We start from the raw sequence: 17929 nt of genomic DNA, 5'->3' as shown, positions 1-17929 counted from the left end.
TAAAAAGAAGTTTTCGAAATACTAGAAAGCAATAAATACGCTTCAACTCAATGAAAAGTATTCGTCCGAATTAGATGAAATGGTCTGCCCTTACTTTTTCCAACGGTTAGGCAGAAGATCACTGAAAACCTTAACCGGTTTTGCGTTCGATAGTTATCTGCCCGTAAGCCAGGCAGGCTGACTTTGCCGTTTGTGTAATTTTGGGGTCCTGGGTGATGACTGTTTCCAAAAAGCTGCGGTTGGCATCTCCCCACTGATCCATCGCATCAATAATAGGCATCAGGGACCAACCGATCGCTGTTAAGGAATACTCTACCTTAGGCGGTAATTGAGGGAAAATCTTTTTCTCTACCATACCATGCATCTCCAGTTCCTTAAGCTGCACGTTCAGCACCCTGCGGGTGGCATCGGGTAACAGGCGCAGCATCTGACTTGGCCGCTTTATATCCAGCGAAATAGCTTTCAAAAGGGCCGGTTTCCATTTGCCGTTCAGCACCTCTCGGGTCAGGTGCAGGCCACAATCTATCGTTAGAGGAATCTTTCTTTCGTACATGGGAGCTTTACGTATGCTGTTAACTTTACTCAAAAATAAGGATTATATCTCAATTGAGTATAGGGGATAAATTTATCCCTATACCATAAGTTTCTCCCATATTGTGCTGCTGCTGCCTAAGTCCGAAGTTTGCTTAAAAAAACAACGGAAAAGATAATGAAAAATACAGCACAACCTCTGTTAGAAGAATACCAGCTAGGTGACTTGACATTGAAGAACCGGGTCGTAATGGCCTCACTCACCCGCGGACGTGCCACCAATGCAGGCCTTGTTCCTACGCCTCTCATGGCCGAGTATTATGCCCAGCGCGCATCAGCAGGATTAATTCTAAGTGAAGGCACCTGGGTGAGTGCCAAGTCTATCGGTTTTATCAATGTACCCGGTATCTATACCCAGGAGCAAGTTGAAGGATGGAAGCTGGTAACCCAGGCTGTACATGCCAACGGTGGTTTGATCTTCTCCCAGCTCGGACATGTTGGCTCGGTGTCCCACCCGGATTTCTTCGGGGGTGAGTTGCCAGCCGGACCTTCGGCCATTAACCCGCAGACACGTTCGTTTACGCCTGAGGGCTTCAAAGACTCACTCACACCCCGCGAGTTCACCGTTGCGGAAATCAAACAGACGATACAGGATTATAAGCAGGCAGCTAAAAATGCGAAGGAAGCAGGGTTTGACGGGGTGGAAATCCACGCACAGGTAGGAATGCTGATTCCGCAATTTTTAAGTCTGGCTACCAACCACCGTACCGATGCGTATGGGGGCAGCATTGAAAATCGTGCCCGTATTATTTTTGAGATTCTGGAGGCCATCCTGGAAGTTTGGGATAATACACGCGTAGCCATTAAGTTTACGCCTGTAGCACTCAGCCATGTGGGCATCATCACGCCAGATGAAGAAACGATACCCATATTTCAGTATATCCTCAGAAAGCTAAGTGAGTACAACCTGGCGTATCTGCAGATTGTGGGTCCGGCAGAAGATTTAACCGGTACACCTGTAGCGATATTACAGGATGATTATTTCAGTCATTTTCGTCGGAACTACAGGGGCAGACTCATGGTGAACCTGGGTTTTACACAGGAAAGTGGCAATGCCATTCTAAGGGAAGGCACAGCCGACCTGGTATCTTTTGGTACTCCCTTTATTGCCAACCCGGATCTGGTAGAACGCTTTCAGCATAACCTGCCACTAGCGGAAGGCAATCAGGAAACGTATTATACGGGTGGAGAAAACGGCTACGCCGATTACCCGAGAGCACTATATAATGGGGCTATGGCACAATCAGACTAGGTGAAGGCCGAATAATAGGTACTTATCCAGATACATGGTCAGGCTGGATTTTAAGCGAAAGATGTTATTCCTTCCCAGTTTGCGTGTTATCACCATTATGAATGGTGGGAAGCAGGTCGTTGGTGAATAACACCAACGACGGGAGGGTAATGATCGGAAAGATGTAAACGACGGGAAAACAAAACACTCTTCCTGTCCTCCTGAAAGGGACATCCACTGTGTCCTTCTGAGAGGAATCCCCTTGCTGTCCTTCTGAAAGAATCTTGTGACAAATAGAGCCATGTTTCCTTTCTGAGAGAAAAACACATTCTAAATCCATCGGCCGCCGGTCTTGCCACCAGTTCCTTTCAGGAGGACAGGAACTGGTGCTTTCTCTTTGTCTACTGGACTCATTTCCAGAAAAGTTATGGAACCAGATAAGCCGGACGCTTACGTTCACTCAAAAAAGAAGAGTTTTATGATATCTTTTGTGTATAAACAAAAAACTCACTAAATAAAATATGTCTTATTTAGTGAGTAAATAAAAATGTATAGCTGTTTGAAAGAATCTTCTATAGTTTAATCACTACCAGATGCTTTATGAGTATACCGACTCACAAAACAATCATAGCATTCGTCTGCTAGAATTAAGTCTCCCTTCTCAAAATCATAGCTTACTCTTTGTCCTTCCTGATCATACTCAATCAGAGGGCCTGGTTTCCCTGTATACATACTAGTATCTTGTACAATGTGATAAGTAAGGTCTGAAATCAACTGACCATTTTTATAAACACGCTTATGGGAATCAGATGTAAACTCCAGTTCCATTGTTGTGTTTGTAGATTCGGGAGTATACGTGGTACCTGCAAATCCTCCTGTGGATTTTACCCATACCCAGCGTCCAACCAGGTTTGTACTGGAATATTTTTCTACTGGTGAAACAGAATTTGTACTACATTGAGTGAAGGCTAAAAGTATAGCCACGAATAACAGGTGTTTCATGTTTTTATCGTTTTTTTATATGACCCATGAAAAACACAAAAGGTTGCAAGTATTTCTTAAAAAAATTTATTTTAATACAGAGGTAGCCAGATACATTCTGGCTACATAATCCATCCAGTTCAGTCCAAACTCTTCCTGTTTCTCCTTGTCATTATACTGCAACTCATGATTGGGACTACCTTGTGTTTCAATACCTATCAGATTCAAGCCCCATGGATTCCCGCTGAAAAAGCGGGATAAACTCTGTGATTCTCCTGTACAATCACTGGCAGCTCTGTTGTCACAGTCAGGTCATCAAAGCTGACCCCGATCCTGGCCGAGGAGTTAACCAGATTTACCTCAGCCGTTAGTGACTCAACTGTCTTGTAATCAAGCGCAAGCTCTTTCCAACTGTCCAACTGCTGCCTGGGTGAGTTTTCATGTTTGCAAAAATACCACTTTTCCACTCGTTCTCTCCAACTGGATCTGCATAGGGTGTAGGAAATAAATTGGTAAAAAAAATACATGGAAAAGAGCGATTTCTTAGTATATTACTCTGGTAAAATAGATTTATTTATACTGGAGGTATATATATGCCTTCAGTAATTGGAAAAAATAATACGCTTATAAACAATTGGCTCACTCTAATTAATCCCTGGTATACAGTAAACAATTTCTTGAAAGAGTAAAGGCGAAAAAGAATAATGACTATCCCATATGCAACAAATAATAGAATTCAGAATCAACCCAGAACTTTACCCCTCTGTTAAAAAGAGATTTAAACGAAGAGGTAATCAAAAGATTTATTATTTTCCAGGATTCCTTCTATTGATCTGGCTCATTATCAGTGTGATACGCTTTGGAGATTTAATACCATTCTTTTATGGGGTTGTCTTTTGTTTACCATTTACACTTTTAACGTTTGTGACAAATAGACAGATAAAAAAAGAACTAATTACCTATCGGTTTATTGTAAATGATAAGGGAATTGAGCACATAGGAGCTGGAGTAAATTTCAAATTTATAGAATGGGTAGATATGGATTATTTTGAAAAAGAGGAAGAGATTTGGGTTATTGATACCTCTGTTTCCAGCTTTATCAGATGGTTTACCTGGAATGGTGTCATTATCATACCAAACGAAATTGAGGATAGGGAGGCTTTGCTTCAGATCCTGGATGCTAAAAAGGTAGAATATGGCAGTAAACAATTGGTAAAATAAGGTTTAGCCAGAAGTTAAACTACAGTTTTCTATCCTCTTTATCCACCTTGACTATGATACATAAAACGGAATTGCGAATAAAAAAAGAAAGCCTGCCTGCATTCAAAAAACGATTTACTAGAAAGCTGGTTGGGGAAGTGGTCGTTGGTAAATAACACCAATGAAGGGAGGAAAGAGCTTTTAGAATAAAGGCGAAAAAGAATAAAGACTATCCCATATGCAACAAATAATAGAATTTAGGATTAACCCAGAGCTTTACCCGTCTGTAAGAAAACGTTTTAAACGTCTATTTTATCAAAAGATGTTTTATTTACCTGGTATTCTTTTAGTTATCTGGCTGATTATGGCAGTAGCATATTCAGAAGACCTGCTCCCAACCTTGGTTATAGGTGTCCCAGTAACTATATTCCTTTTACTACTTAGTCTGTATGTAAATGGTCAAATAACGAAAGAAATAAAGACATACCGATTCATTGTGAATGAGAAAGGCATTGAACACATAGGTTATGGGGTAAATTACAGTTTTATAAGTTGGGCAGGCATGGATTATTCTCAGAAAAAGGACGAGATCTGGGTTATTGATACATCAGTTCCCGGTTTTATCAGATGGTTTATGGGGATTGGTGTGATCAGAATACCAAATGAAATTGAAGACAAAGAGGCTTTGCTTCAGATCCTGGATGCTAAAAAAGTAGAATATGGCAGTAAACAATTGGTAAAATAAGGTTTAGCCAGAAGTTAGACTACTTGCATTAGTCTACTTGCAAAAGAACTTATATCCTCTTTATCCACCTTGACTATGATAAGTAAAACGGAATTGCGAATAAAAAAAGAAAGCCTGCCTGAATTTAAAAAACGATTTAACAGAAAGCTGGTTCTAGTTCTTTCTCTTATTGGGGCAATTGCTATTCTTTTATGGCTAACAGTGCCTGACAATGAAGTTTTTTCTATACTCAGACCTGTAAGTACGATGCTTGTTTTGCTTTCGTTTTATATTGCCCGAAAGGCGGCTAAAGAGACAGGCGTGTCCTATCGTTTAATTCTGGATGAAAGAGGAATAGAGAAGATTGAGCCCTTCGAAGACTATGTGTTTGTCAAATGGGAGGAAGCTAACTATAAACAGGAAAAAAATGGGGATATTCTCATTTTTAACAAATCCCTACCTGTTTCACTTCGGACTAAAAACAGGAAAGATGTGATCTGGGTTCCTTCCCAGATCGAACACAGAGAGAGGTTACTGCAATGGTTGGAAGAGGCCAGCTTTCAGAAACTTTACTAAACAACGAAAGCTACCGTTCAGATTCACTGCTGTTCAATTTTTACTCCTTTATAGTAGTAAAGGAAATCCAGGTAACATGAAGAGACGCAACAAACTAATCCTTCTGGTATTTGCCATTATGGGAATTGTCATTATCTGGTTCTTCCTGACAAAGGAAGATGAAGAGTGTATCTATATTGGCTTAGGATATGGAGAAAATGGAGATCATTTGCAAATAGAGGTAAATGATGAATTATTGCATGAGGAGACATTTGATTTTTCATATATGTCTGATGAAGTTGAAATAGATAATTTTATGATGTCAAGAGATAACAGGTATGTCATGATCGATAAATACTGTTCAGAAGATACAATCATAAAAACGCGTTTTATCTTAAACAAAACGCGTGATACAACAATTTATGTCAATCGAAAAACAGTCAAAGGAATCAATATCAATACCTTTAAAGGCTTTCTTAATGCTGCTTATGATTATCGAAAAGGGGGACTTGACTCCTTATTCAGCGAAGGATAGGGTATTGAAAATCGTATCTTGAATCCTTTGTATTCAAAGAAAAAAGCTACAAAGAGAGCAACGATGCCTTCAATCGCGAATCGTTGTAGCTGTGTGTTAGCCTTCTTTCTGCCACCAGGAAAGCCCCTTATCCTGTCCCATAACTTTTTCAGAAACATGGTTTGTAAATAAAGAAGAAAACACTCTCCCTGTCCTCCTGAAAGGATCTCGTGACAAATAGAGCCTTGCTTGGTTTTTGAGAGTGAAAAATATCACCATTCGGAAAGGCCGCCGGTCTTGCCACAAGATCCTTTCAGGAGGACAGGAAGGGAGTAATGGCACAAAAAAGAGATTATCCCCTAAAAGCTGCAAAATTGAAAAAGTTATGGGACAAGATAAATGAAAGCCCCTTTATCCTGTCTCAAATCCTTTGTGAAGATGCAGACAAATTTTGGTACAAAGAGAGCAAAGGAAACTTCAATCGTGTGTGGTCGTGTAGGTGCGCTGGCAATCTTTTCTCCGCGAGGTTGGCCTTTGGCCAGTGGGGGGGAGGATCGGAGAAAAGTGTCCTTTTTTGCTTACTTTTTTGGACAAGCAAAAAAGTAAGAGGCCACAAGAAGAGTGATGTAAGAGACAATAAACCAAACTAGGGAAAGGTGATAAGAAGAGAAATGCGCTGGACTTTAAACCAACTCAGCCAGAGAGATTACAGTAGGAAATAGGTCGTTGGTGATAACACGTAACGATAAGAAGAAGAAAAACCAGCGTCTATACTCTGTTCAAAAGCATAAACGCTGGTTTTGTAAAACAAACTCACATCCCACATTCAGGATCACCCATGTTAGTTACCTAAGTAACCTGAGAAAGAAAAGTTTGTATTTTCCTGACTAAACATTCCTCCCAGCAACTGATGGGCACCGCCAATATATTTCACAGTAAAAGTGTCATTGTCAATATAACTGAGTAACGCTGACAGATCACCCTGAATAGCCCACGCAACGTCGTTTGCCTGATTAAACGTAAACTTGAAAATACCCGCCTCATTCAACTCATATGTATACATATACTGACCCAAAAACAGGTTTCCATTTTGCGTGACATAAACATCTATCAGCAGTGTATGCGTGGAGGGTTTAAATACAAAGTTCATCTGCTTGAGCGTCAGTTTATAATCACCGGCAAGCATACTTTCTCTGGCCTGACTGTACAGCGATAGAAACTCATTCGACTGCCCCAGTAACGGATAGAAATCGGTATTTTCAGGAACTTGGAAAAAAGCATACTTCGATCCCAGCGTACTGGAAAGGGGAATGCTGGGAGTAAGAATGAAAAGCGAGTTGTCATTAATAATCCTGCGTGTGGTATCTACATAAAATTCCTGTTTATCCACGTCCCAGTGTAGTTCTTTGAAACTAGCTCCGGCTATGGTAAACGCAGTTGTTAAGGTAATGCCGGATGGGGAAAATGTAAATGGCGTAGTAAACTCCTCTATCTCTGATCCATCTGCGGAGAGGTATTGGGAAGCTATCGTTTTAGTCAGGGTACTGATCGCTAACGGAATCGTTGTCTTATCGGGCAGCATCAAACGCAGACCTTTATGGCTTGCCACGTATTGAAGCATGTTTTTCATCTGCCCACTGGTTAGCTGGTCAGCCTCCGGCTGGGTCACCTTGGTAAGGGTGATGCTGGATTTATTTTGTATCCCTTCCAATACAATGCTGTCTCCGGCAGTGCTGACTATGGCAAACTGAAAGTCAGACAGCAAGCCTGATCCGTTGTCCCCTCCGTTGACGTTCCCGTTGGGATCTGCCGGCAAGTGAATATACGAGTAGGTATCAAAGCTAAGGGTTGGGCGTTGCAATGCCTTCAGTACCCAGGTTCCTTCGGCTGCGGTGCCGGCGGTAGTCTGGTTAAAATCAGCTAACATGGTTACTTTGCCTTCAGTGTGAAAGTCGAAGTAATAAAAGAATACAGGTCCAAGCTTAGTCTTCAGGGTGCCTTTCCAGCCATGTGGAGCCGATAAGAGTAAATCATTGTAGGCATCCAATGTCTTTCGTAACCGTTCATCGGGCGATTGATCGTAGATAGAGTTATATTCTTTCTCGCACGAGAGCAAAAATCCACATACAAAAACTGTAAGGAATAGGTGGAATAAAAGAGAGTGCTTATGAATCATGATGTTATGTCTAAGGTTAATTAATTACCGGGAACACCAAAACAGTAGTTGCCAGGCGATTTTACAGGATAAAACCCTACATACTGAGTGGTGCCACAGGAAGGCAGCCAGTTAATGGTAAAGGTCTGATTGGCAAAAAAATCAAGAATATCATTCGCGCCGAGCTGCTCATTGAGGTACGCTCCATTTTCATCCGAGTTATAAAACTCCAGTGTAACTGTACCGTTTGGCTTTTTAGTAACAAAGAAATAGAAGGTGGCTTCAAAGTATTCCCGTGGCTCACTATCGGGTTTAGAATAATACAGCTTCAGGGCTACTTCCTCTTCCCCTATATACACAAGCTTAAAGGAGTAATCCAGGTTTAAACCTACCGCATGGAGGCGGGCATTGTCATACGTATACCGGCTGACAAACGAAGCAGGTTCGTTCATCGTCGTCAGGTCAAACCGGATCGCCTTATTCTGTTTGTCCAGTCCCCAGATATCAAATACAGGCGGCAGTTCCTCTCCTTCGTTCTCTGGCGGGGCAATGGCTTGTATGGCCTCCTGTACCTTGGTTTGAAGCTGGTAAAAATCAATGTTATACGCCTCTCTGAAATACCTGACAACCAGTTCTTCTTTCTTTCGAAGGATTTGCCTGGAGGCCGCTGTAGTCTGGCAATCCAGAATGCCTTCATATCCTTTTTTTCCTTCCACCAGCATCATCGAAATCATTTCCACAAAATCCTCATCTGGAGACAACATGGCATAGGAGGTAATAAATCCCTGTGCTCTTGCCTGACTGAGTGAAACAAATCCCCAGTTTGGCGTATATAGGCCGGTGGTTAATTCTTTGAATTCTCCGGGATATGAAATGTTCTGATGCAGGATGTGTGCAAACTCATGTTCAATGGTATGGATCATTTCCGTTACCGAGTAATGATCAGTCTTTACAAAATCATTCACCACATATAAAACAATCTTCCGGCCTCCTTCGGCTGTGCCCAGCGTAAAGGTGCCATCCGGGTTGTAGCTGGCACTCCCGGTTAATACAAACTGCTTGGGGCAGTACTTTTTAATAAAGTTTTCACCGGCAATGCTTACATACGGATCAATCCAGACCTTTTTTACGACATCCATGACCGGCAACACTTTAGTGGGAGCGGGTGGAACCAGAATCTTACTAATAGGAGTTTCAGAGGCATCCCACCTGTACTTTACCTGAATATTATACGGTAGTGTAAACGAATTATACAACCAGGTATCCAGTTCGGTAGGAGGATTGGTTTGATCGTTGGTAACATAATCCGCTCTGGAAGGGTCAAGCTTATCTGCTTTATTGCAGGAAACAATAAAAAGGAAGAGGACCAGGAAAATACTATTTCTATAACGCATACGTCAGGTGATTGAATTTTTTGAATGAACTTATCTTGGATTGGGTTCTAAACCGCCTGAAGCGATGGCTTGTACAGGAAGCTGAATTACTCTTCTGGGATCCGTTGGAGAAAGATCAAGGATTTGTCCATCCGCAGTGGTGTGCCTGACCGGAAGCTTGTGTCGCAACACATCAAACCACCGCAGCCCTTCGTGGAGGAATTCTACCCTGCGAAAATCCAGGATACCCGCTACAATAGCTTGCTGGTTTACATTTTTCTGGTAGTAATTGTATAGCTTATTGAACGTTATAGTATGTACCGCAGGATCATAATTGGTGACCCTTGTACTAACCCATATATTGATATCGGCCAGTGATTCATTGAAATGAAAGAGCATGGCATGTGCTTCAGCCCGGTTGAACAACACCTCTTCGGCAGAAATAAGGGGAAGCATTGTATAAATGAAGCCCGTGTTGGCATTGGTGCCTACTCTGACAAAATGCTCCCTGAATTTATTAATAACATAGGCTTGAGAAGGATATCGTAAAACAGAATAGGAATACATGCCCACCATACTTTGTGTGTTGAATATTTCCCGGTATCTCTGAAGGCCTGTAGAATATCTGTTTCCCAGGAAGGATCGTGCCCAGTTAGAAGCTGTCTCACACAATAGAAGATTTGCCTTTTCACTGGATTTGGTATAGTTGAGGGACAGCTCCTGGGCAGAGTATCCTCTATAGGTTGAATTCCAGGGTCTTAATAGTGTTTTGATATCCTGTTGTATGAATACCTGATTGGCATGCTCAATAACTTTCGTATACTCCTTTTTGAACAGATAAAACCGGGAAGCAAACGCGTGGGAAGCGGCCTTTGTAAAATGATATTTCGGTACACCCGAGCTTGATCCGCCGTTTGTCTGATAGGCCTGATCATTAATCAACGGTAATCCATCCAGCAGATCTCTTTCGATCCGGTTATAGACCTCCTTTACGCTGACTCTCTTATAGGTTTTAAAAGATACCGTTTCAGGCTCTGTTACATACGGGATGCCTGGGTTGGTTGAGGCCGTAGCAGAATCATAGGTCTGAGCAAACAAATTCACCAGCATAAAATGAGAATAGGCTCTTGCCACTAAGGCTTCTCCCTTTAATGCCTGCATAGCCATAGAATCCGGAGCCGTCCGGATGGCACGTAGCGCATGGTTGGAGGCGGCAATAGCTGCATAACAGGCATTCCAGTAATATTCCGGAGAATCCTGATCCGTTGTCGAGTGATCCCGCCAGAAGTACGCGTCTGAATTGATAGGTTGTATCTGGCCCTGAGGGTTGTCCTCCGCATTGTCAGACATAGCCTCACAAAAGGCGGCATAGTTTGCTTCCGGATAGGCTGTCACCAGCAGTTCTGCTATTTTCTCTTTTGAATCCAGGTTAGCCCGGTTGTCGGGTTCTTTCGAAAGAAAATCTTCGCAACCCGTCAGAAGAAGTAGAGTAAAAATAAATCCTAAATATCGTTGCATGAGATATATTATTGCATGGTATCAAAAATTCAATTTAAGCGTAGCCGTTATTTGTTTGGCTACTGGCAGGGCCACCCCACCCGAGGCAAAGAATTCTGGATCTTGTCCATATAGTTTTTTGTCCGAATAGAGAAGCAACAAATTGGTTCCGGTTATTCCCAGGGAAGCATTTTTTATAGAAAATCCCCGCAGTAACCGCTCTGGAAGCGTATACATCAGCGACACCGTACGTAATCGGATAAAGGTACCATCCGCTGTTCGTGCGGTGGAATAGTTATAGGTATTGTAAGGATAAACCGCGCCAAGTTGTTGTAAGGTAACTGCATCCAGAATAGAAGGAATAGGAGTAACCTGCTCATCACCTGGTACCAGCCACCGGTCGTTGAATTCCTTTGGTGTGGCATCCAGATCTGTATAGTAGCTTTTAAAAGCCGGATTAAGCCGGATCTTATTGCCGGTTTGGTAAGCCAGGAATACGTTTAACGTCAGGTTTTTATACGTAAAGATGTTTGAAAACCCTCCCGTAATGGGCGGATCAATGGGACCTTCGTATTTCAGGTATTGGGTAGACGTGCTTTGCAGGTACACATTCGAACTTTTTTCTCCGGTATGATCCGTAAATAGCGGAATGCCGGAGTTGGGATCTAATCCTTTAAAATCCACTGAGAACAAACTTCTGACCGGATATCCCTCTTTGGCTCCTCCATCCGGAAAGACCAGGTCGATGATCCGGGGTTGATTTTTAAGGTCGGTAATCTTATTCTTATTCTGACTGAAAATAAACGTACTGTTCCAGCTCCAGTGGGTCCCCTTCAGTACCGTGCCACCTATAGACAGATCCACCCCATGCGATTTCATATCGGCATAATTGACTGCCTTATACGCTTCTCCACCGATACCGGATGTTTTGATAACCCCAATCAGATCAAACTGTCTTCTCCTGTAATAATCGGCGGTGATAGTAAGCCTGTTGAAGAGTCCAAGATTTAGACCTATATTGGTTTCATATTGTTTTTCCCAGGTAAGGTCCGAATTCTCCAGACTTTCAATCCCGATCTGGGATTCCGTTTCGTTCAGGTAAGGTCTCCGGGTGGTACCACTTCGGTAAACCACCGAAGAGTTGGTCGCATTCCCGGCATTTGCTGTAAGCCCATAGCCTGCTTTCAGGGTCAGCACGTTAATCGCCGTAAGGTCGTGCAGGAAATCCTCTGTATCCAGATTCCATGCCCCACTGATATTCCACGTAGGCAGCCATCGTGCGGTTTTAGAGGCACCGAGTTTGTTGGAGCCATCCATCCGGATCGTTCCGTTTGCAATGTATTTTTCTTTGAATGAGTAGGTGCCACCCGCATAAAAACTCGCATACCGATCGTAAGTATTACTCATACCATAGTAGTTAAAATTCCCCTCCAGAAGCTGTTTAATGGCCAGATAATCGGTATAGGCAACGCCGCCTTTTCCATACTGATAGCCATAGCCGTTATTAAAGGAATTCTGCCGGTCCACCTGCCGGATCTCCTGACCTGCCACCATGTTTATCGTATGAAGGGTGTTAAAAACATAGCTCCAGCTGAATTGATTTTTAAAATAATAGCTGACCATCTGATCATCAGTCCGGTTGTAAAAACCTCCTTGAGGAAGTACAATGACCGGGTCCAGATTGGGATAATCCGGGTTGTAGTATAAAAACTTATTGCCGATACGGATCGATTGCGAACCGTTTGCCCGGTAGGCTTCGGCCATATTGGAATTTTCCTCTACCTTATGTTCTGTCGTGTTTTTAACATAGCGGACCGCCCCTAAAAAATCGTATTTCACTCCTTTGCCCAGCTTGTATCCGAGTTCACCCTGTATCCGCATGTCCAGCTGGTTGAGGTCAATGTAATTCTGATTGATCTCATTGATAATGTTGAAAGGTGCGTAGTTGCGGGTAAAATATTCCAGTTGGCCTTTCTGATTGTACGGGGTAAGGACACGACTGGTGTTGATGGCATAGCTAAACGGGTTAATGTCAAAGTCCCGGTCGTAGCTGCCTTCAACCATGTTTGCCAGCCGGGTAACCGTACCTGGTGCATGCTGGTCACGTACAGATCCGGACGTAATAATGCCAATAGTGAGCTTGTCATTTAGTTTGAACACGCCCCGGGCATTGGCCGTGTATCGTTTTACCTTGTCGGCGATGGTCCAGCCTTTGTCATCGTAATAACTTCCCGAAAAATAAAATTGGGCGGCTTCGGTTCCGGACGAAAATCCAAGGGAGTGTTCCTGTACAAATGAATTTTTGAACAACACATCAAACCAGTCTGTATTAGCCAATGCGTATCGCTGGAGAAATTTTCGTCTGGATGCATCGTCGTTAATCAGTTCGTACTCCCCGGTGGTTTCGTCATAATTCTGGTTGATGATGTCATACATCTTTTTGTATACCCCACCATTGGGAGTTTTAGAAAGATCGGAGTGATTGAGCAGGCCTTTACGTTCCATCTCTGCATAGACCGACATCTGGTCTACTGAGTTCATGATGTTGAAACTGTTATAGGTGGGTTTCAGATACGTGGAAAAATTTCCGGTATAGGTAAATTGAGGTTTGCCTTGCTGACCTTTTTTGGTTTTGATGACAATTACCCCATCTTTAGCCCTAGCCCCATATAGGGCAGTGGCGGAGGCATCTTTCAGAATACTGATACTTTCGATATCATCTGAATTTAAGCCTGCCACGGAGGAGCCAATCAAGGTGCTTGCATCACCAGTAGTCAGCTGTTCGGTAGATACATTCACCACATCTTCCAGAATGACCCCGTCAATCACCCACAAGGGCTTATTATCGCCATTAATGGACGTGGCCCCTCTGACTCGTATTTTGGGGGCTGCACCAAATGTTCCTGACACATTCTGTACCGAAACGCCTGCTGCCCGTCCCTGTAGCATTCTGCCTACATCCGTTGTGCCGGCTGTCTTTACCTCCGCTCCGTCGAGTTTGACTACCGATCCGGTGAAAAGTCTTTTTTCAATATCCTGGTAGCCAGTAGAAACCACCGTAACTTCGTTTAACAGGGTCGTAGCGGCTTCCAGAGCAATATCAATTTTGGTTTTATTGCCAACCAGTACTTCCTGGGTATTGTATCCGATAAATGAAAATACAAGCGTCTGGCCTGTCTCTGCTTCAATGGTATATTCCCCGTTGGCATTGGTTGTGGTTCCTTTGGGCTGTCCCTTGATGGAGACAGTCACAGCGGGTAATGGTTGTTTGTCGCTTGCACCGGTGACCACGCCTTTTATCGTAACCTTTTCCAGCGAACTTTTGGGGGTAATCAAGCTTTTGGGGGCAATCACAATCAGCTTGCCGTCCATAAACTTGTACGAAAGGTTGGTGGGCGTCAACAGGATTTCCAGTACGTTTTTGATGGATTCATTTTGTACCTGAATGGAGATGGGTTTATCCAGGTCTGCAAAGGAATCGTTATAGAAAAACGAGTAGCCACTTTTCTTTTCCACCTGGAGGAGTGCTTGCCGAAGCGGCACATTTTTCAGCTCCATCGTAAGTGTTTGCGTCTTGGCAGGCGAGGCAAGAAGGATTCCCAAAGGGGTCAGCAAAAAGAACCAGAGTTTCATAAATACGCGTAGTTTTTGCAATACTGACCAGGCCGACGCTTGGTCGTATTTTATTTTTTTCATATTTTTAGGAGGATGGGTTAAACAATAGGAATTCTGTTCTTGCTGTGTGCACGAGGCAGACTGTTTACAGTCCATTTGGCTCAGAAGATGTTGCCCCATCTTTTGAGCCTTTGTTTTTTAGTAAAGTGTCAGATAGTCAGAAAGTAAGCTTTGATCATCGGCATTGAGTTTAGGTAATTACTTGGTTTGCACATTTTCCAGTGAACGATACTTGGATCGGGTAGACGTATTTTCTTTGAGGGTTACAGTTTTTTCCTGAATCACAAAATCAATTGGAGAAGTTAAGGCCATGGCTTTCAATACCTGCTCCAGGCTTAACTGTTTAATTCTTCCACTAAACCGGTACTGCTTGAGCTGTTCTGTTTCAAAAATGATCTTTACATCATGCAGCCTTTCAATCTTTCGGGCCAGCTCATCCAGTGATTCTCCCCGTACAGCCAGCCATCCGTCTTTCCAGCCGGTTTCGACTTCTGTGTCAATTTGTGTTTGAAGTTCGCCAGCGGGTAAGCCCATGCGTAGTTTGTCGTTCCATATAGCCAGCTTTTCCCCTGGTTTCAACAGATATTCTTTCGCCGCACTTGCCTTAGGCTTTACTTTCAGGGAGCCTCTGACCAGTGTGGTAACCACCTTTTGATCATCACTATAGGCCTTTACATTGAAGGCGGTACCTAAGACGGTAATATCCTGGGCCTGTGTATGTACCTGAAAGGCAACCTCTCTTTTAATCACATCGAAAAAGGCTTCTCCCTCCAGGTTTATATTGCGGTTGGTGACGCCATAATTTTTAGTAAAGGAGATCTTGCTGCCTGCATTCAACCACACCTTTGAGTGATCGGGTAAGGTGACCAGGGAGGTTGATCCGGTTGGTGCTTCAATCGTAGTCAATACATCCTCTGCTCCCGATTGCGATTGGGTATTTCCCATCCATTGCCAAAGCAAAAAGGATGAAACCAGTGTAAGCACAATCACGGCTGCATAGCGTACGAAGGCAGGGACTGAAAACTTTCTTTGGGTTTTTTCTTTTTCTTTCACCCGATTCCAAACCGCATCCCATCCATCTGCGATGTCAATCTGCTGATAGGGCAGGGTTTCGAAGGTGTGCCAGTGTTTGCGAAGCCTGGCAAACTCTTCCTGAAACTGGGCATCGTCTTTCAACGCCTCCCATTCCGGTTGGTCTTCTTGGTCTAAACCGCTGGTCAGGTATTTGGCTGCCAGATACCACTTCTGTTCTTGTTCGTTTTCTTGCATCAATCTGTTTGTTATCAGACTATAATCTTGTTAGCGGGTTATAATCAGCTTTCGGCTTGCATGAATGGAATCTCCTTTGATATGCAAAATGTAGGTGCCGGCAGGCAAGTCTGAAGTGTCTATCGGTACGATGTGTTTGACTCCTGGCGCATACGTATTTTCCTTGCTAGTCCAAACCGATGCCCCTACCAGATTTACGACCTCAAAACTGATTTTGGAAGGTTGTTTTACGTCAAAATCGATATAGGTTTTACCATGCGAGGGATTAGGATAAGGAGCAGAAAGTGTACCCCAGTTGTAATGCGAATCATCTGTTCCCAGCGGAGCATTGGTAAAGTTGAAATCCAATACCACTATACCAGACGGCCCATTCGGATCATTGGGGGTACCTGCACCGGTTACCCGGATATAAAACTCCTGGCCTGCTTTGACTTCATAGCCGACGATTTTAGATTGCAGCTGTTCCTGTGAAATATTATCGTTGCAGGCAAACTGATCAAAATTCTTATCCAGAATCAATAAGATGGTATTAAAATCAGTCTCCGAAAGATCAATTGTCATATAGCCATCAGAGGGAGCCTTAAAATACCACCAGATGGAATTGGATACATCAAAATACCCTTCCGGTGCACAATAGGCTAAACTTTCGAATGCAGGTTCCGGTTGAGCCCGCGTATTGTACGAACCATATCTGCCCCCAACGGGTAACAGTTCTATGGCATGCTGGATACTGTCATTTGCAGGCGACGACTCTACAATAGGCCTTGCCACTGTTTTTTCAGGGGGCGTAAGGACATGTTGCTGGCCATTGACCTCTACCTTTGTAAAGACAACACTTGCGTCCTCGTAAGGATAGTTGGGGGCATACGCTGGGTTGATCTTGTAGAACAACCAGAAATAGTTGTCTCCTACAGGCAACTGCATACTGCCCTTGATCTCAAAGGTGTTGTCAGGTGTAGCAACGGTTCCAAAAAGCTCCCCCTGGATACTATTTTCCTCATCAATGGTGCTAATAAACGAATCCTGCCCAGTAGAATATAGAGAGGCACTGGTGATCTGGGCAGGATCAATCGTGCCTTTTTTAGCGAACGTCAGGGAGGTAAGGTTGGCCAGATCGTAATCTCCAACAATGGTTAGTTTAATCCCAACAATCACGCCTGTTCCTACATATTTTAAGGGGAGTACATCCGTGGTCTGACTATAGATTTCGTGCTGATAAAAGTCGGCCTGTTGTTTAGGGCGGACCCAGACATTGTCCAGGTACCAGTCATCTACATTATGCCAGTCTGCGGAGCTGTTTTCATGAACAAAAGCTATGTAAATGGGCTTGTTGTAATATCCTTTCAAGTCAAGGAATAACGTTTCTTCATATCCCGGAAATTCCTCTTCTGTATAACTGGCCAGTGTATCTGTAAAATCTCCTGGTGCATTGGATTTTGTGGATAGCAATACATGATATTTTGATCCGAAAACTGTGTCGACAAATACCTGAGAAGCGTCAAAGATAAGGAAATCGCCGTTTTTAGGAGTGATTTTAGGGGTAATGAGCCAATCTTCATCAATATCACCTGCCAGCGCATCATCTCCCCAGTTACTCCAGGCTAATTTTGATCCGAACATGTCTTTGGTCGAGACCATCCAGTGACTATCCGGATTACTCCCTCCAGACTGATAATACGTCCATCCAGTAGGCAATTCGCCTATTTTGGTATTATCAAAGTTTTCATAAAAGGTAACGTTCTGAGCCTGAGCAGTTGAATAGAACAGGGATACAATACAAAGGGGGATTACTAAATAGGCTAGGTAGAGTTTCGACATAGAATGGTAAGGCTTATGCTAGAATTTGCCTTAAGACAGGAAACCGTTAGCCACCCCTTAAAAGAAGTTGAATTATTTTTAAAAGATTTTTGAAGCGGATAGGGGACTTGCCTGGAATATGTACGTTCTACCCTTATCATGTCCCATATCTTTTCTACCCATATCTTTTCTAGAAACAAAGAAAGTTTCTGGTGCGGGTATTCACCCGTGCCTATTTCAAACGCAGCGTCCGCTCAATGCTGTCAACTTAAGAGTTAAGTATTGGGTTAAGTAAGTATGGAAACGAAAATACAAACCCTCTTTTCTACGGTTCATACTTTGCTAATGAGCCAACAGTTCAAGATTG

14 protein-coding genes are annotated in these 17929 nt (G+C 43.2%); 5 read left to right on the top strand and 9 right to left on the bottom strand.

Annotated features, from left to right (window positions below; all coding sequences use genetic code 11):
- Positions 1-130: 130 nt before the first annotated feature.
- Entirely contained in the window at positions 131-553 is a 423-nt protein-coding gene (locus tag QNI15_RS36855) for a winged helix-turn-helix transcriptional regulator (protein WP_314037010.1), read from the bottom strand.
- 156 nt (positions 554-709) lie between these two features.
- Between QNI15_RS36855 and QNI15_RS36850 the strand changes: the two genes are divergently transcribed.
- Positions 710-1843 (top strand): alkene reductase, encoded by a 1134-nt coding sequence (locus tag QNI15_RS36850; protein WP_314037008.1) that lies wholly within the window; start codon positions 710-712, stop codon positions 1841-1843.
- A 558-nt stretch (positions 1844-2401) separates the two neighbouring features.
- Here QNI15_RS36850 and QNI15_RS36845 read toward each other — a convergent pair.
- Together QNI15_RS36845 and QNI15_RS36840 are read right to left on the bottom strand one after the other, a co-directional pair.
- Complete coding sequence (locus QNI15_RS36845) at positions 2402-2824, bottom strand: hypothetical protein (protein WP_314037006.1); 423 nt, start codon at positions 2822-2824, stop codon at positions 2402-2404.
- A 66-nt stretch (positions 2825-2890) separates the two neighbouring features.
- On the bottom strand, positions 2891-3031 hold the full coding sequence (locus QNI15_RS36840) for a hypothetical protein (RefSeq protein ID WP_314037004.1): 141 nt from the start codon (positions 3029-3031) through the stop codon (positions 2891-2893).
- Positions 3032-3520: 489 nt separating this feature from the next.
- Between QNI15_RS36840 and QNI15_RS36835 the strand changes: the two genes are divergently transcribed.
- The 4 genes from QNI15_RS36835 (at position 3521) to QNI15_RS36820 (ending at position 5817) form a co-directional block, all read left to right on the top strand.
- Positions 3521-4024, top strand: coding sequence for a hypothetical protein (locus tag QNI15_RS36835; RefSeq protein ID WP_314037002.1), 504 nt, complete (start codon positions 3521-3523; stop codon positions 4022-4024).
- A gap of 217 nt (positions 4025-4241) precedes the next feature.
- Positions 4242-4748 (top strand): hypothetical protein, encoded by a 507-nt coding sequence (locus QNI15_RS36830; protein ID WP_314037000.1) that lies wholly within the window; start codon positions 4242-4244, stop codon positions 4746-4748.
- A 75-nt stretch (positions 4749-4823) separates the two neighbouring features.
- On the top strand, positions 4824-5303 hold the full coding sequence (locus QNI15_RS36825; protein ID WP_313998766.1) for a hypothetical protein: 480 nt from the start codon (positions 4824-4826) through the stop codon (positions 5301-5303).
- A 76-nt stretch (positions 5304-5379) separates the two neighbouring features.
- Positions 5380-5817: a hypothetical protein gene (locus tag QNI15_RS36820; protein WP_314036998.1), complete on the top strand. Its 438-nt coding sequence runs from the start codon at positions 5380-5382 to the stop codon at positions 5815-5817.
- Between the two features lie 820 nt (positions 5818-6637).
- Here QNI15_RS36820 and QNI15_RS36815 read toward each other — a convergent pair.
- From QNI15_RS36815 to QNI15_RS36790, 6 genes are all read right to left on the bottom strand, one after another.
- The gene (locus QNI15_RS36815; RefSeq protein WP_314036996.1) at positions 6638-7972 is read right to left on the bottom strand and encodes a DUF4302 domain-containing protein; all 1335 of its coding nucleotides are present in this window, start codon (positions 7970-7972) and stop codon (positions 6638-6640) included.
- Between the two features lie 20 nt (positions 7973-7992).
- Entirely contained in the window at positions 7993-9345 is a 1353-nt protein-coding gene (locus QNI15_RS36810) for a zinc-binding metallopeptidase (protein WP_314036994.1), read from the bottom strand.
- A 30-nt stretch (positions 9346-9375) separates the two neighbouring features.
- On the bottom strand, positions 9376-10842 hold the full coding sequence (locus tag QNI15_RS36805; protein ID WP_314036992.1) for a RagB/SusD family nutrient uptake outer membrane protein: 1467 nt from the start codon (positions 10840-10842) through the stop codon (positions 9376-9378).
- A gap of 21 nt (positions 10843-10863) precedes the next feature.
- The gene (locus tag QNI15_RS36800) at positions 10864-14517 is read right to left on the bottom strand and encodes a SusC/RagA family TonB-linked outer membrane protein (protein ID WP_314036990.1); all 3654 of its coding nucleotides are present in this window, start codon (positions 14515-14517) and stop codon (positions 10864-10866) included.
- A 177-nt stretch (positions 14518-14694) separates the two neighbouring features.
- Positions 14695-15765, bottom strand: coding sequence for a FecR family protein (locus tag QNI15_RS36795; RefSeq protein WP_314036988.1), 1071 nt, complete (start codon positions 15763-15765; stop codon positions 14695-14697).
- A gap of 30 nt (positions 15766-15795) precedes the next feature.
- Positions 15796-17583, bottom strand: coding sequence for a T9SS-dependent choice-of-anchor J family protein (locus tag QNI15_RS36790; protein WP_314036986.1), 1788 nt, complete (start codon positions 17581-17583; stop codon positions 15796-15798).
- Between the last annotated feature and the right edge of the window lie 346 nt (positions 17584-17929).

The organism is Xanthocytophaga flava (assembly GCF_030068545.1).
Classification (GTDB): domain Bacteria; phylum Bacteroidota; class Bacteroidia; order Cytophagales; family 172606-1; genus Xanthocytophaga; species Xanthocytophaga flava.
This window is presented reverse-complemented; position numbering and strand designations above follow the sequence as displayed.

Excerpts from the sequence above, each read along its gene's own strand:
- QNI15_RS36855 (WP_314037010.1), bottom strand. The coding sequence starts at position 553 with ATGTACGAAAGAAAGATTCCTCTAACGATAGATTGTGGCCTGCACCTG.
- QNI15_RS36850 (WP_314037008.1), top strand. The coding sequence starts at position 710 with ATGAAAAATACAGCACAACCTCTGTTAGAAGAATACCAGCTAGGTGAC.
- QNI15_RS36845 (WP_314037006.1), bottom strand. The coding sequence starts at position 2,824 with ATGAAACACCTGTTATTCGTGGCTATACTTTTAGCCTTCACTCAATGT.
- QNI15_RS36835 (WP_314037002.1), top strand. The coding sequence starts at position 3,521 with ATGCAACAAATAATAGAATTCAGAATCAACCCAGAACTTTACCCCTCT.
- QNI15_RS36830 (WP_314037000.1), top strand. The coding sequence starts at position 4,242 with ATGCAACAAATAATAGAATTTAGGATTAACCCAGAGCTTTACCCGTCT.
- QNI15_RS36825 (WP_313998766.1), top strand. The coding sequence starts at position 4,824 with ATGATAAGTAAAACGGAATTGCGAATAAAAAAAGAAAGCCTGCCTGAA.
- QNI15_RS36820 (WP_314036998.1), top strand. The coding sequence starts at position 5,380 with ATGAAGAGACGCAACAAACTAATCCTTCTGGTATTTGCCATTATGGGA.
- QNI15_RS36815 (WP_314036996.1), bottom strand. The coding sequence starts at position 7,972 with ATGATTCATAAGCACTCTCTTTTATTCCACCTATTCCTTACAGTTTTT.
- QNI15_RS36810 (WP_314036994.1), bottom strand. The coding sequence starts at position 9,345 with ATGCGTTATAGAAATAGTATTTTCCTGGTCCTCTTCCTTTTTATTGTT.
- QNI15_RS36805 (WP_314036992.1), bottom strand. The coding sequence starts at position 10,842 with ATGCAACGATATTTAGGATTTATTTTTACTCTACTTCTTCTGACGGGT.
- QNI15_RS36800 (WP_314036990.1), bottom strand. The coding sequence starts at position 14,517 with ATGAAAAAAATAAAATACGACCAAGCGTCGGCCTGGTCAGTATTGCAA.
- QNI15_RS36795 (WP_314036988.1), bottom strand. The coding sequence starts at position 15,765 with ATGCAAGAAAACGAACAAGAACAGAAGTGGTATCTGGCAGCCAAATAC.
- QNI15_RS36790 (WP_314036986.1), bottom strand. The coding sequence starts at position 17,583 with ATGTCGAAACTCTACCTAGCCTATTTAGTAATCCCCCTTTGTATTGTA.